This window comes from Dictyobacter sp. Z7_2, from assembly GCF_057551105.1.
The window spans coordinates 2,060,897-2,075,615 of record NZ_BAAJPE010000002.1; the positions used below are offsets into that span (position 1 = coordinate 2,060,897).

Below are 14,719 nucleotides of genomic sequence, written 5' to 3' on the forward strand. Positions count from 1 at the left end.
AATCTATCTTATTTTCCTATGTCTCTGAAGCGATAATGTTATACGCTATCTATACAGCCATAGCGGCTTCATCACGTGCTTTCTTCTCTTCGTCGGTTAAACTTTCTTCGGGGATGGGCTGTTTTTTCTTAAAACCACCCACAAAGATAGTGGCAATGACCGCGACACCAGAGAGGATCAATGTAAGCCAGAAGACGTCACTAATGGCTTCCACCGCCGCCTGTCTCTGGACGAGCAGAGAGACTTCATGTACGGCTGCGCCCAATGCCGCCTGTACTGGATATCCTTTTGAGATGAAGGCAGCTTCCAGCAGCGTGACCAGATGTCCCAACGGCGATGTGGGGTTTGCAGTCTCAGCAATGTGGGAATAGTGTAGAGTCGTCTGAGCGCTTACATAGGTCGAAACAACGGAGATAGCGAGCGAGCTAACGACAAAACGTAGCGTTGTGTTCACAGATGATGCCTGCGATAGCAAGCGAGGTTTGATCTCCGAGAGCGCAGAAACGATTAATGGCTGCAAACAAAGACCAATTCCAAAACCGCGAATGCATAGACCTATCTGCATCTGGCCATATGGTTCGTAAGGACTGACGGCAGTCAGCAGGTAGAGCGCCAGGCCCAGAATAAACAGACCTGGAATAACCACAGCGCGTACGCCCAACTTATCAACCAGACGACCACCTAACACGACAGCGATCATCGAACACAGAGATCCAGGCAGGAGTAGCAAGCCTGACTGAAACGCAGACTCACCACGTAAGTTTTGGAGATAAACTGGCACCACAAACAGACCTCCATACAATGCAAAGGTCACGAGTGAAGTAGCAATCTGGCTGGTGGTGAATGTCAGATTCGAGAAGACACGTAAGTCGAGCAGGACAGATTTCTCCTGCTTCACACGCGTCATTTCCAGTATCACAAAAACGATCAATAAGAGCGTCCCGCCTGCGATACAGCCCACCACGGTAGAGGAGCCCCAGCCATCTCCCTCAGCAGACGAAATACCATAGAGCAAAGCCGCCAGGCCAATACTGACAAAGACAAATCCCCAGAAGTCGAACTTGACTGGCTGCGCAGGGCTGTCATGCAGATAGACCATCGCCAGAATCAATCCGACGATACCCACCGGTACATTGACATAAAAAATGAGCGGCCAACCAGTATAGGTGACAAGATATCCACCCAGGGTCGGACCAAGCGCAGGACCAAGTAGAAGCGGGACACCCAGGAAACCAATCGCTGTACCACGCTCTTCGGGAGGAAATTCATTGTAGAGGAGGGTAATAGCAAGTGGTGAGATGAAGGCTCCAAACACGGCTTGTAGGATACGGAAGAGAATCAGCGTTGGCAGACTCCAGGCGAGTCCACATAACGCAGATCCAAGCGTAAAGCCAATCAGCGAAAAAAGATATAAACGTTTGTTGCCGATACGACTGGCCAGGTAGGCAGTCAATGGAGTAGCAACACCTTGCGCCAACGTATATGCAGTAAGAACCCACTGTACGCTGGTAAGATTCACTCCAAAGCTGGTCTCCAATTTCGGAATAGCCGTATTCACGATAGTGCTATCCAGGATAGTCATGAATAGTCCGATAACAATAACAATGGCAACGATCCACTTATACGCAAGTCCCCCCGACTTTTCTTCTGGAGGTGCGACAGCAACTTGCATAATGTGTTACTCCTTAAACGGCATAGAATTTGATTACTTTTAGCGTGTGAAAAAGAAACATGTGGCATATACAATCAGAAACAGAACTTTCTGACTATGTTCCTTTTTTCTGACCATAAAATCTATTTTCTGACCAGTACAGATTCTTTATGACTCACTAGTCATCAATTTACCAAAAAGTCAGCCATGTGTCAAGGGTCGCTGAAGTTCATCGGAGGGGTAATGCGTCTCGATTACCATAAATTGAGGGAGATAGATACGGAAGAAAGCGCTTTTTGCTACTTGAAGCTTAAAAAATCAGCGCGCCGACAAGATCTCGGAGAATTTTTTCCTTATAATCTCGTCGGCGCGCTGACTTCTGTTTGATTTATTATCGCCACCAACTGAGCGTCTTTACCCACGGATACATAAACGCGATCTGCTGCCTGAAGGTCTCCCCATCACATCCATGCGCCATCTGTAGCCAGTCTGGAAGCTGAGTAGACTGCTCCCACAGCAAGTATTCCTCAAAGAGTTGCTTATTGAGAAATATCAATATGATGCTTTTAACCTGTTCATCGGTAAGACGGTTCTCGTAGAGTAGGGACACGTAGTCAACAACTGGATCGTTTTGGAAGGATTGAAAAATCTCTGGTAACAACATTTCTGGTAATAAAGGGACCGTGTTAGCTGCATGATTAGCCAGCCGGATACCTTCATTGATCATAGGTGCGTTGATCAGATCATCGAGAGTCGTTTGCTCTAGCTCATCAGTTGAGATCTTCTGATACACCCAATGGAGAAGATAAATACGTTTCACGTGACATACTTTCTTGAACCATTCTGCGCTGATATCAGGAAAGTTAAATACGCTGGGTGGGGCCGGCGCGGGCGTGGCAACGGCAACCAGCTGCTGTTGCGGCAACTGAAGCTGATATTGTGGTCCAGATTGATGGTGCTGATACGCATGCGATAAGCGTGCAAAATGCTTTTGCTGATACATTTGCTCGATATAACTCATTTCTTGCTCTGTAAAAAGTAAGAAATCACGATGAGGAGAGTTCAGGATGGTCTCAACAACATCTAAGAGCGCATTATTATCTTGAGCCTGCCAGGCATCCATGAAACCACAGGATAATTCAACAATCTCCTGCTCATCCTGCGTTAAACATACAATATCGCGTGCCACCAGATCAGCCGAGGTCACAATTTGTTCCACACGTCGACTAGCGAGAGCCTCACGCAAGAGATGACGTTCACTATCCCGCTGCAAAATCAGTTGGACGCTCTCCACATCGGGTAACGAATCCATGATCTCTACGGCATAAGGTGACATCAAAATCACATTATAGAGATCGATAACGGCCTCGTCATTATTGACACTTACCGCCTGGACCATAGCCTGTTCCAGGCGTATCTGTTCCTGACTCTTTATAACCAATTACATCTCCCGTTCATACGTCGTAACGACTGGATTGACTCATAACTATCCAAACGAACAGTGACCTACCACGCCTCAATCTACCTGATGGCCCTCTAGATGTCAAGTACCTTCCGGATAAAGTAGCGGCGCGGCAATTCGCTTGATCGCGACGTACCGCCGTGCTGTCTGTGACTCGTACGAAACAGCTCGAGCGCAGCTCTCAATGGAGCCCCATGAGGAGCGTTTTCGTGCGTCGAGTGACAGCACGGCGGTACGTCGCGATCAAGCGAATTGCCGCGCCGCTACTACTCTGTCAAAAGTCATCGCGCCGATGCGGTATCGGTGATGTGTGTCCAAAACAGCTCCAGAAGGCGATGGGGTGAGAGGCTCACCGACGTAGCGGCGCGGCTCCGCCGTGCTGTCTGTGACTCGTACGACCACGCTCCCCATAGGGTTCCATTGCGTGATCTTCCCACCGTGGATCGTCTCGTCTGCGTTGCTTTCAGATGCACATGGGACGTGTTCGTGCGGGAAGTGACAGCACGGCGGAGCCGCGCCGCTACGTCGGCGAGCCTGAGTGCCTGGTTCAAGGGGCCATCCTCCATTGCCACGCAACGTCCTTCTGTGTTTTGACAGAGCAGTAAGTACATTCAGAGATCAATCGCGGAATGTACTTACGTCGGTGGGCGTTGACGCCGTGGGCGAAAGGGGTTTTACCCCTCACTTCAGAGTATTGGACACTGAGCGCGTCCCGCGATGATCCTTGCAAAGTAATACAAGACGATGAAAATGCGGAAACCAGATACCGTTGCCGATATCTGGTTATAGATGTTATGCATGGGGTCTTTAAACGTAATTCACTAGCCAGGCCTGTCACTGCTCCTGGCACACTGCCTTCTAAGCAGTATAAGTAGCATTCACTACAGATCAATGAAAGAAACGCCATATCCCAGATGGAACAGCGAATTTGTGACTGAGTGGGGATGCTTTCCCCAATTCAGCGAACTGGCAATCACTGTACCATTGCTCAGGATTTGTTCAACGATCGCCACATGTCCTATTGAGCCCGCTCCTTGCACATTCTGACGCAAAACCAGAATTGAGCCCACCCTCGGAACACTGGATACATGCCACCCAAATTGCAGGGCACGACCGACCCATTCTCCAGCATTCGAATTCATGGTCCAGGGCACAAATACATTGTGCAGTTGATAGTAGCGCTGTGCAGCCCACCATGTACATTGTCCCAATGGATATTCATTGCGCCTGTTCGCTAATTGTCCTATCGGGGCCAGCATGGCCAGGCCCGATCGCCCTGTATACGGGGCTCCAACGAGCGGCGGAGACGCTTTAACAGCTTGAAACGCAGGCGCAGCCGGCCTGACACGTTTCGCTTTCTCCATGAGATCAGTGTGCTTTACGACGACCAGCGGGGCAGCCTCTTTTTCGGGTACCCGGAGCGCCAGCGTCGCGCTATTTATCGTCTCGGACGACATGCTCGGAATACAAATACTCTGATTGATATATGTAGGAGCTGAAACACTCAAACGATTATAAGCCATCAGACGCTGGGTAGTCAGGTCATGACGTGCAGCAATACTCGCAAGGGTTTCCTCTCCAACAACGATGTGGATACGATCAGTATGTGAACAAACAATCAAAGGTTGACCACGTGCGCCCTCCACTTTTGCGCGCGACACGACTCCAAATAAACCAAGTCCACAGGCAAGAATAAAACAAGTACTCACTACAAAACTCACTACGTTGTACCGCTGAATTTTTTTCCAGCTTCGTGGTTGTGTTTGCAATGTATCCTCTCTCGAATATACAACTTGCAGACCCCCGCACACGCCTCATCTCTATCTCTATAGGTCAGCGCTTAAAGCAGCGCATTTGCTCCTGCATTGAAGATCACAGACGTATAGTTTTACTATACATTATCCATAGCTATAACATATCAACATATATAGTATTATATCGTCTACGTTCATCAGTTTCTCTGAAGAAATCCAATGCTTCTTGTACGCACAATTAACTCATAAATGCTAGCGCTTTTTGTCGATGAGATCCTGTAAGAGAGCAGCATAGTTTGATCGGGAGAGCGGAATTTCGACCGGCTGATTGGTATAGCTGGCATAGATAAAAGCGTTGGCCAGTTCAAGCGACATACGCCCCTCTTCAGCGGCCGAGGTGAATGGAGTTCCATGAACAACCGCCATATTAAAAGCACGATAGACGGCACTATGGCTGCCGCTCACGCTGGTATCGATCTCGACGGGAACATCAGAGATAGCAGGAGAGGCCATCGCCTTAGGATGCGTCTCCACAAAATGAGTAATATCGGTATCCAGAACGCGATGGGTCAAGCTATCCCCATTCAACTCAAGCTGTCCACGCGTGCCCACAATTTTGAGATGCTCGGCCTGATCCGCCTCCGCGGTACTGATGTGGAGCGAACCAAGGGCACCATCGGACCATTCCAGAGCGGCCTGAACAGTATCTTCAGTCTCGATAGCATGTAGGATACGCCGCGTCCACGCGAAGACGCGTACCGGCTCACCCATTAAATGACATAATAAATCTAGATGATGGCAAGCCTGATTCATTAAGACGCCACCACCTTCGCCTTTCCAGGTGCCTCGCCAGCCAGCCGACTGATAATAACGTGCGGTACGCGTCCAGACAGCGGTCATCGACACATGTTGTACACGGCCTATCTGCCCGCTCTGAATGAGTTGATGAGCTGCCCTGATCTCTGGCCGAAAGCGATGCTGAAAAACCACGCCAATCATACGCCGGGCACGTTCGGCCGCCTCAATCATCGCATCAGCTTCGCTCACCTGTACAGCCATAGGCTTCTCCACCAGCACGTGGCTACCAGCCTGCAAACTATCGATAGCAATCTGAGCATGGTAAGGGTGAGGAGTCATGACCACGACAACGTCAGGCTTCATTTCGTCTAACAATTGCTTGTGATCGTCATAAAACGGACAGTGGAATTCGTCACCACGTTGGCGCGCTCCCTCTCGATTCACATCTGCGACGGCTACCACATCTATCTCAGATAACTGAAGGGCCGCTCGATGCATCCCGAATACGCCGGCACCGGCACCAATCACAGCATAACGTAGCTGATTTTTCTGCACAAAATCCATGATCAAAACTCCTCCGCGCTCTCTCACGGTCGGTAAGTACCCTGTCAAAGGTCATCGCACTGTGGTGGCATTGGAAATGTGTCTCCCAATGGGTGAGACGCTCACCGACGTAGCGGCGCGGCTCTGCCGTGCTGTCTGTGACTCGTACGACCACGCTCCTCATGAGGTTCCATTGCACGATCTTCCCACCGTGGATCGTCTCGTCTGCGTTGCTTTCAGATGCAGGTGGGACGTTTTCGTGCGGGAAGTGACAGCACGGCAGAGCCGCGCCGCTACGTCGGTGAACATTTCACCCCATTGGGATGTATGTTTCCAATGCTACATCGGCGCGATGACCGTTGACAGAGCGGTAAGAGCGACCTGGTAGAGGAAGCTGTCTCCTCTTTCAGTGTATGCCTCTTATAATTAAGGATACACTGAGACGGAAACCTGGATGCGGTCTGTCTGTGCTACAAACGTTTCTTACGTCTGGTCAAAGTGCTGCGATCAGATGTCATCTGATCAGCACTAACTTGATCTTTCATCGATGCATCGGGCATTGAGCGCAGCGCACTATCTGAACCGGGTTCGCCAGTCTCTTGATTGTAGCCAACTTCGCTCACCTGTTCCGGTCGGAAAGCATTAAATGGATGCATGGCAGGAGGCGGTGGTGTCGAGCGTGGACCAGGTTTGGAGGTCGGCCAGACAGGCCAGGTGGGGCCTGGCACAGCCAGTATACTATCCTGTTCCTGGGAAGCGGCTGGCACTTGCGGCTGGGGTGCCTCAATAGTTCCCTGGGCTGAAGTTTGAGCTGTCTTATTTTTGCTTTTTTGGTCGCGAACCATAATCACTCCTTTATATATTGACATATCGTTATTTACGCTCCTGGAACGAAGCAGAAAGAAATTATGGTCTATCGATGAGAAGATATGTAACTCTATTTATGAATGCTTTAGCATAAAATGCATACGTTGAAGTACATATTTTAGCTTATTTCTCTCAGCTCGGTCATAATTTCAATCGCTTCACCCTATTAATTATTGTACATCTTTACTGCCATATATGCGATGGATGAGCAATGTGGATATGCCATCCAGATAAAGTGATTAATGAAAAAAGGAGAGAGCATATTGCGTATAAAAATTTATATGATCCTGCTTCAGCCAATGTAGAGGAGATAATAAGATGGGAGGAATACGTAATGCAATCGCTCGCTCAAGATCCACAAGAGCCTCTTCATCGTGATCCATGCTGGCATGAATCATACCTTTCCAGAAATAGGCATCCCACTTCTCGGCATCTATGAGGAGCGCCGTATGCAATTCCTGCAATGCCTGCTGCGCTTGCCCGCGCAGGAAAAAAGTGAGAGCTCGACACATATAAGCAGCATAATCGGCGGGCGCTTGCGTAGCGATGTCATCTAAGCGGGCAAGCCAGAGAGCATCTGGCTCCTGCAAACAAGCCTCAATCCATTGCGTCATCCAGCCATGAGCGGCATGCGATGTATCCATCTGCCAGCTATGACGGCAATCATTGCTCGCTTGTTCGAGGTTTCGCAGGTATAAGTAGGCCTCACCGCGATTATGATAGGCACAGGCAAAATCTGGACGCTGCAAAATCACAGCATCGAAATCGTCGATGGCCTGCTGCGGTTGTCCCAGATATAAGTATATGGTGCCACGACAGTACAAAGCCATCGTATCAGAGGGATCATAATCAAGAATTTTATGATAATCAGCCAGCGCTTCTGGATAACGTTTAAGACGACTATAGAGACTGGCACGGTCGTGATAGACATCGATCAATGTAGGATCAAGGTCAAGCACATGGATATAATCTTGTAATGCCTGCTCGCTGAGATTGAGCGCTTCATAGGCCAGACCTCGATTATAGTAGACAATCGCTAATGTCTTATCAATCATCAGAGCACGATCAAAATCAACAATCGCCTCGGCATAGCGATCGAGCAATCTATAGGCCTCACCACGATTATTATAGGTAAAAGCGGCTTCTGGCTGCAAGATCAAAGCCGTATAATAATGCTCGAGTGCAGCCTCGGGCCGACCACTATCCGTATATGCTGCGCCCAAACGGTTCAGCAAGATCACATCATCAGGTTTAAAACATAGTGCTTGATAATAATCCGCAATGGCTTCATCAAAGCGCTGAAGAGCCGCATACGCCTGACCTCTGCTCCCATAAGCTCCCAGGCTACCAGCTAACGATGCATCGTGCGAGATGGCGCGATCCAGATTAATCAGAGCCTGCTCATATTCTTCCATCACAATGTAGACGACGGCCCGCCCAACAAACGATTGCACATCGTGAGGCTGAAGCAGCAGCGCAGTGCTGAAATCATGGATGGCTTGCCGATTGTCACGCAGGAGATAATATGTGATCCCGCGTTGATAATATGCCAGAGCATAGGCAGGTTGAAGCCTCAACACATGATGCAGGTCCATCAGCGCACTGCGATGGTCATGCAAGCTCCGATAGACCAGTGCTCGATTATAGTAGCAGGAGGCTTCTTGTGGTTGAATGAGGATCGCTTGACTGAATTCAGCCAGCGCCTGGTAAAAATCTCCTGACAGAGCGTAGTCAGTGCCACGCTGATTGTATTTAGAAATGTGATCAGAGTTCCTCAAAACTGTCTCCTTTAAAATGCAAAGAGATCTGATTTGCCACTTTTACTCTTTCATAAGCATCGAAGAAGCGCGATATATAGCTACTAATAATGACGTATCGCGAATGCATTTCTATCATTAGATACCCAGGAAATAGTACAGTAGGGTAAAGGTGTGGAGGAACCCTGTTTTCTTTGCTTTCTCCATCTGATCAAATGTACTTTAATACATAGGTACAAAATCAGCCTTTAATAAAGAAATACAATGTCATGGCAAAGCCAACGATAATGACAAACAGGCGCACCCATTTTTGATCGACCTTACGGGCGTAGTATGCTCCACCATAGCCACCAATCGTAGCACCAACAATCATCAAAATAGCTTCGGGCCAGTGGATGATACCCGCCAGAATAAAAGTGATTACGGCGATACCATTGATACAGGAGGCCAGGACCGATTTGAGGCCATTCATCACGTGAATGTTTTCTAAGCCCATGAGAGCCAAAGCTGCCAGCATCAGAATGCCGATCCCTCCACCAAAATAGCCTCCATAGATTGCAATGATAAACTGGGCAATGGAGATCGAGATGAGCTGCCTGGTTCCAATGACAGACTTCTCAATGCGGCGCATGCGCAATTTCTTTGTCACAGCAGGGCTAAATGTAAACAGTAATGTGGCAACCAACAAGAGATACGGGAGCAGCGTCTCAAAAATCGAGGGAGGAGTGATCAAGAGCAAGCGAGCACCAAGGTAGCCACCAATTAAGCTGGTGACGGCCATGACAATCAGAAGACGACGGTCCAACTCAACCAGTTCGCGGCGATAGGCTCCAATACCGGCAACTGAGCCCGGCCAGAGAGAGACTGTGCTGGTGGCGTTCGCCGGAATAGAGGGTATTCCGGTGAAGATCAGCGCAGGAAAAGTGAAAAAGCTTCCGCCACCAGCCACTGAATTTAGCGTCCCTCCCAGAAAAGCGACCAGGAAGAGAAGAACAATATTAAAAAATGACATGAATATACCTCGGAATCACAAAACGGTTAGAAGGTGCGACAATTCGCTTGATCGCGACGTACCAATTATCCTGCAACCAGGCCAAAGATACGCTAAAGACTACCATATACCACTTTACCACCCAGGATCGTGGCATGAACACCATTTTCAGGCATGTGTGCTTGCTCGATGCGCAGCATATCCTCGCGTAAGACGACAGCATCGCCCAGTTTGCCAACGGCCAGGGATCCTTTACGGCTCTCCTCGGCACCCGCATAAGCTGCTCCCAGCGTATAACCTAACAGGGCGCTGCTGATAGAAAGTGCCTGCTCAGGAAGCCACGATGGACGCCGGGTCGCTGGATCACTTCTCATGGTCGCAGCGTAGAGAATATTTAAAGGATCAAAGGTTTCAACAGGAGCATCAGAGCCCAGCGCCAATGGGATACCCAGATCATACATCGTACGATACGCATATGCTCGACGATGACGCTTCCCCCAGTAACGTTCAGCGATATCGCGATCGGCAACGGCATGAAAAGGTTGAATAGAGGCGATAACGCCCAGACGACGCATGCGTCCCAGATCCTCGGGAGTAATCAACTGCACATGCTCCAGACGATAGCGCACATGCTTTGATGGCTGGGACGAAGTAGTCTGGGCCGCCTTGAGAGCACGTTGCGCATATTCAATTGAGTTGAGTGCCACATGCGCTGCGCGATCGCCGATGGCATGGATAGCAATCATCAGATCCTGCTCAGCTGCGGCACGTACCGTCTCCATCATTTCTTGCTCAGGCAGGGCCAGGATACCGCGATTATGCGGATCCCCTTCAAAGCCATCCACCATGGCCGCAGTCTGTGAGCCAAGCGTGCCATCAGCGAAAATCTTAATGCCTCCAATACGCAATAGATCGTTCTCGGCATTATTCACACCCAACGCAGGCAATTGGGGAAGCATCTGCCGAGGCATAATCATCTGCACACGCACTCCAAGTTTCTGCTCATCACGTAGTTGTCGAAAAACATTCAAGGAAAGCTCGCCCTCAATGTCATGAATCGTCGTAATGCCGCTACTCTGCAATTTTGCCAGCTGCTGCTCAAGTAATGTTTTACTGACATGCGGATCAGGAGGGGTAATGACAGCAAAGATCAGACTGGTAGCAGCGGCTTCTTGCAATATCCCGGTTGGCTCTCCACTCCCATCGCGCAGAATAGCGCCGGTGGCAGGCTCAGGAGTGAGGGCGGAAATATGTGCCAGTTCTAAGGCACGCGAGTTGACCCATAAGAGATGTCCATCTTTACTTGACAGGGCAACGGGATGATCGGGAGCAACGGCGTCAAGCGAAGCTTTGGTCGGAAAACGACTGTCCGACCAGAGATTACGATCCCAATGGCTTCCCTGTATCCAGGAGCCGGCGGGAGTATGAGCCACGCGAGCACGCACAAGTTCGGCCACCTCATCCTCATTGGTACACGCAGCCGCATCAATACGCTGAGAGCGATAGGCCGTCTCCAGCAGGTGAATATGCGCATCAATGAAACCAGGCACAACCGTGCGTCCATGTAGATCGATCAGCTCTGCGTGGACTCCTCCGCTACGACGCACCTCGTCGTTGGAACCCAGCGTAAGAATACGTCCGCTCTGTGTATCGATGGCCATAGCTTGCGCGTGAGGCTGATAGGCATCCAGAGTATAGATATTCCCATTGAGATAAAGCACCGTACTCATTAAAGAGCTCACTTTCCATAACCGTTCAATAAAGTGGCTTACTCCTGTAAAAAATGCGTGATCGCTTCCGCCAGGACACGTGGACGCTGCAACTGGATATCATGAGTGGTATCAGGCATCCAGAGCACTTCGCAACGCTGAATCGCACGCGCAACCTGTGCTACAAGCTGACCTTTAGCCGCATAAAAATCATCAGCAACCTCCAGTTTCTCCGGCAGCTTTGTACCGGACAGAGGTTGATCAGCGGCAGGCATCAGCAGTACAGGGCAGCTTACTTTCCCATAATAAGATAATACACGATCTTCCCACAAAGATGCATAGATCTGCGATTGCTGCTCCGGCAGTAAACGCTCCTGGACGCGACCATCTGGCAGCGGCTCAACATAGGTCAGCACAATATTTTCGACTTCTGGCGACCAGAAAGAAAACATGTCGTGCCGCAAAAGCTGTAAATAACTCTCACATGAGTTGTATACACCAGGAGACATTCTTTCACGGATGAAACGATCACGCGTCATGCCAGGCCAGTGACGAGGCTCCAGATGTGGGCAATCCACCAGAATCAGATGGCTGACAAGGGCTGGATGCCGCGCAGCCAGAGCTAAGGCGACGCGAGCCCCCCAACCATGAGCCACAAGCGCCACCTGTCCCAGACCAAGCCTGGCCATAGCATGAATAATATCCTCGGACAGAGCCGCTATCTCATATCCATTCTCTGGCTGCTCGCTCAAGCCATGTCCAGGCATATCAAAGGCGAGCAAATAATGATGGCTAAAGAGATGCTCAGCAGTCAAACGCCAGGTATCAGCAGTCGCACCCAGGCCATGCAGCAAGACAATGGGAATATTATCGCTAGCCTCTCCATTCTCCACCAGAGGCGATTCTCCAGCCAACGGCTTCTGGAGATACTCTACATCCCATTCCAGGTAGTGAAGCCGTAAATCATCCAACTCCACAAAAGAGCTGCGCGGTTCAAGCATACATCATACCTCTCTCAATATATCTTCTCATGACTGTTCATACATCAAGTAGACGCTGGCGATAAGATTGATACCGCCAATACTGGTATAAGGAGAAAGCACTTCATGTTGACAATACCACCATTCAATGACAAGAAGGGCTGAGGTAAGAGCACAATGTAAACAAACATAGTGTAACGTATATAATTGTATCGCATAGAAAAGGCTGCGTGTGTGACAATGTAGAGACAATGCGCCACTATGTATTTTTGTTCGGATGATGGGCGCGTAACACTTTATAACGTGTGTCGCCCGCAATTTCCTGGACATCCCTGAAACACGCGTGCAGCGTCGGCTCATATTTCAGGAAACGATTGGCTACCAGATAGAAACGTCCGGCTGGCTGCAAGATCTGCGCAGATTCACGAATAAAGCGTTCCGCGATAGCCAGCGTCTGAATGCCTCCTTGATGAAAGGGCGGATTGGTGGCGATGACATCAAATTGCTGTGTAAGAACCGCCTGGGCAGCATCGCTGGCCAACACTTGAACGTTTGTCAGATGTTCTCTCTCTACCGCCATACGACTGGCATCGACGGCAGCCAGGCTGGCATCCAGCATTGTCACGTGTCCCTGGGACGCCTGACGTGCCATATATATGCCGATAAAACCAGCGCCACAGCCAATATCCAAGGCGGTATCAGTTTTCTGTATCTCCAGAGCATCCAGCAACATACTGGTACCCGCATCTAATTTATTGTCAGCGAATATACGCAACGACGAGACTGGCAGATCCTCAAGCGCGAAATCAGTGCGCCTGGTCGAGCAGAGGACACGCTGGCCTTTGCTGATAGCTATCGTCTCAACGTTGCCAAACAGCTCCCGCATACGCTTCGCAATGGTCAGGATACCCCTATCCTTGGCGCCCGCCACATAGAGTCGTCCGCCACGCTTTAAGGCAAAAGCCGCCACACTTAAAGCATAAAACATCCAGGCATTGCTTGGCTGATAAAGCAAATTCATAGCAGCAACATCCATAGTGCCAGCGGAATGATGTAATATATAAGTATGAAATGGCAGATAGTGCTGATGAGAAAAATGAGCAGGATCAGATCCAGTCATGGCTGCAACGTTATCTTCGGCAAGATATAAGTTACCATCGACCAGACGTTGTCTGGCAAGTGTCACCAAGGGGTCCATTGCCGAATTCAGTAGCAAAAGATTATCGGTAGCTTGAAACTGTACATACTCACAGAGCAGACGAGATTGGAACATCATAATGGTCCTCAAAAGTAGGCAGATGTATAGAACAATCAGATTGGAGCAGCTTCATGGCCTTCTATGTTGATAGCGCTTACCTTGATGACATTAGAACAGTCATCCATACGGTCCCGGTGGCAGGAGTCACAACGAATCCCACCTTACTTCTAGAGGCTCGCCAACGCGGTCAACGCCTGGAAACACTAGAATTACTCAAGCAAATCCTGCAACATGTCAATGGCACTATTTTTATGCAGCCATCGCTGGCTGACGAAGCGCAGGCCTACCGTGAAATGCTTGACTGTATTAACATAAATCCTGAACGCATCGTTCCTAAAATTCCCATGTCACAGGTGGGTATGCGCCTGGCCAGGCATCTGCACGCTGAAGGATATCATATTGCCTTCACTGCTGTCACCACTGTCGCACAGGCCTACGCTGCGAACGCAGCAGGCGCAACCTACATCATTCCCTACTATAATCGTCTCCGCCGCAACGGCATAGATCCCGGCGAACGTATCTCACAGATGGCTCAGGTACTTGCCAGGCAGACTCATCCAACCCGTATCCTGGCTGCCAGTATCAAATCATCCCTGGAAGCAACTGAAGCATTACTCAGTGGAGTACACGATCTGACACTTCCTCCTACATGCCTGCTTGATATGCTAAAAGATCCTCAAAGTGACGAAGCAATTGCACGTTTTGAACAAGATTTGCAAAAGATGAATAATTTGTAATATAATTGCCAACAATCTTTTCCTGTTTTATGAAATAATGTTCAGCATAAACGTTTATCAATTCATGGCATCGTCATGAGAGCATGGTATAGTACGTAATGTAAACAGAAGAGAAACGGACTCTGGTGGTAGATGGGGTGGCGCTGGTTGGATAGTTGGATAGGGCTACATCGCTCTTGCAATGGTAGATGGGGAACGTAGTGAGGGCAAGC

General features: G+C 49.4%; 13 protein-coding genes. 2 read left to right on the forward strand and 11 right to left on the reverse strand.

What is annotated here, in order from left to right; genetic code table 11:
- Positions 1–49: 49 nt before the first annotated feature.
- The 5 genes from AC27N8_RS22115 to AC27N8_RS22135 all read right to left on the reverse strand — a co-directional run bounded on the left by AC27N8_RS22115 (position 50) and on the right by AC27N8_RS22135 (position 6,229).
- Positions 50–1,672: a DHA2 family efflux MFS transporter permease subunit gene (locus AC27N8_RS22115; RefSeq protein WP_487069565.1), complete on the reverse strand. Its 1,623-nt coding sequence runs from the start codon at positions 1,670–1,672 to the stop codon at positions 50–52.
- Between the two features lie 370 nt (positions 1,673–2,042).
- Positions 2,043–3,092 carry a hypothetical protein gene (locus AC27N8_RS22120; protein WP_487069566.1) on the reverse strand — a complete coding sequence of 350 codons (1,050 nt, stop codon included), beginning with the start codon at positions 3,090–3,092 and terminating at the stop codon, positions 2,043–2,045.
- 302 nt (positions 3,093–3,394) lie between these two features.
- Positions 3,395–3,685, reverse strand: a complete 291-nt coding sequence (locus AC27N8_RS22125) for a hypothetical protein (protein WP_487069567.1) — start codon at positions 3,683–3,685, stop codon at positions 3,395–3,397.
- A gap of 309 nt (positions 3,686–3,994) precedes the next feature.
- Positions 3,995–4,822: a CHAP domain-containing protein gene (locus AC27N8_RS22130; RefSeq protein WP_487069568.1), complete on the reverse strand. Its 828-nt coding sequence runs from the start codon at positions 4,820–4,822 to the stop codon at positions 3,995–3,997.
- Positions 4,823–5,119: 297 nt separating this feature from the next.
- Positions 5,120–6,229: a Gfo/Idh/MocA family protein gene (locus AC27N8_RS22135; protein ID WP_487069569.1), complete on the reverse strand. Its 1,110-nt coding sequence runs from the start codon at positions 6,227–6,229 to the stop codon at positions 5,120–5,122.
- Positions 6,230–6,317: 88 nt separating this feature from the next.
- Between AC27N8_RS22135 and AC27N8_RS22140 the strand changes: the two genes are divergently transcribed.
- Entirely contained in the window at positions 6,318–6,596 is a 279-nt protein-coding gene (locus AC27N8_RS22140) for a hypothetical protein (RefSeq protein WP_487069570.1), read from the forward strand.
- Positions 6,597–6,678: 82 nt separating this feature from the next.
- On the opposite strand, the gene AC27N8_RS22145 is transcribed toward AC27N8_RS22140, so the two are convergent.
- The 6 genes from AC27N8_RS22145 to AC27N8_RS22170 all read right to left on the reverse strand — a co-directional run bounded on the left by AC27N8_RS22145 (position 6,679) and on the right by AC27N8_RS22170 (position 13,788).
- On the reverse strand, positions 6,679–7,053 hold the full coding sequence (locus tag AC27N8_RS22145) for a hypothetical protein (RefSeq protein WP_487069571.1): 375 nt from the start codon (positions 7,051–7,053) through the stop codon (positions 6,679–6,681).
- A 261-nt stretch (positions 7,054–7,314) separates the two neighbouring features.
- Entirely contained in the window at positions 7,315–8,853 is a 1,539-nt protein-coding gene (locus AC27N8_RS22150; RefSeq protein WP_487069572.1) for a tetratricopeptide repeat protein, read from the reverse strand.
- Between the two features lie 220 nt (positions 8,854–9,073).
- The gene (locus tag AC27N8_RS22155; RefSeq protein ID WP_487069573.1) at positions 9,074–9,844 is read right to left on the reverse strand and encodes a sulfite exporter TauE/SafE family protein; all 771 of its coding nucleotides are present in this window, start codon (positions 9,842–9,844) and stop codon (positions 9,074–9,076) included.
- Positions 9,845–9,936: 92 nt separating this feature from the next.
- Positions 9,937–11,553: an amidohydrolase gene (locus AC27N8_RS22160; RefSeq protein WP_487069574.1), complete on the reverse strand. Its 1,617-nt coding sequence runs from the start codon at positions 11,551–11,553 to the stop codon at positions 9,937–9,939.
- 38 nt (positions 11,554–11,591) lie between these two features.
- A complete protein-coding gene (locus tag AC27N8_RS22165; protein WP_487069575.1) occupies positions 11,592–12,533 on the reverse strand; it encodes an alpha/beta fold hydrolase in 942 nt (313 codons plus the stop codon).
- Positions 12,534–12,771: 238 nt separating this feature from the next.
- Positions 12,772–13,788, reverse strand: a complete 1,017-nt coding sequence (locus AC27N8_RS22170) for a methyltransferase (RefSeq protein ID WP_487069576.1) — start codon at positions 13,786–13,788, stop codon at positions 12,772–12,774.
- 53 nt (positions 13,789–13,841) lie between these two features.
- Between AC27N8_RS22170 and AC27N8_RS22175 the strand changes: the two genes are divergently transcribed.
- Positions 13,842–14,507: a transaldolase family protein gene (locus tag AC27N8_RS22175; protein ID WP_487069577.1), complete on the forward strand. Its 666-nt coding sequence runs from the start codon at positions 13,842–13,844 to the stop codon at positions 14,505–14,507.
- The last annotated feature ends 212 nt before the right edge of the window (positions 14,508–14,719 follow it).

What these genes read in the sequence shown, in the direction of transcription:
- AC27N8_RS22170 (WP_487069576.1), bottom strand. Translation starts at nt 13,788, where the DNA reads ATGATGTTCCAATCTCGTCTGCTCTGTGAGTATGTACAGTTTCAAGCT.
- AC27N8_RS22140 (WP_487069570.1), top strand. Translation starts at nt 6,318, where the DNA reads ATGGGTGAGACGCTCACCGACGTAGCGGCGCGGCTCTGCCGTGCTGTC.
- AC27N8_RS22115 (WP_487069565.1), bottom strand. Translation starts at nt 1,672, where the DNA reads ATGCAAGTTGCTGTCGCACCTCCAGAAGAAAAGTCGGGGGGACTTGCG.
- AC27N8_RS22135 (WP_487069569.1), bottom strand. Translation starts at nt 6,229, where the DNA reads ATGGATTTTGTGCAGAAAAATCAGCTACGTTATGCTGTGATTGGTGCC.
- AC27N8_RS22165 (WP_487069575.1), bottom strand. Translation starts at nt 12,533, where the DNA reads ATGCTTGAACCGCGCAGCTCTTTTGTGGAGTTGGATGATTTACGGCTT.
- AC27N8_RS22145 (WP_487069571.1), bottom strand. Translation starts at nt 7,053, where the DNA reads ATGGTTCGCGACCAAAAAAGCAAAAATAAGACAGCTCAAACTTCAGCC.
- AC27N8_RS22175 (WP_487069577.1), top strand. Translation starts at nt 13,842, where the DNA reads ATGGCCTTCTATGTTGATAGCGCTTACCTTGATGACATTAGAACAGTC.
- AC27N8_RS22160 (WP_487069574.1), bottom strand. Translation starts at nt 11,553, where the DNA reads ATGAGTACGGTGCTTTATCTCAATGGGAATATCTATACTCTGGATGCC.
- AC27N8_RS22155 (WP_487069573.1), bottom strand. Translation starts at nt 9,844, where the DNA reads ATGTCATTTTTTAATATTGTTCTTCTCTTCCTGGTCGCTTTTCTGGGA.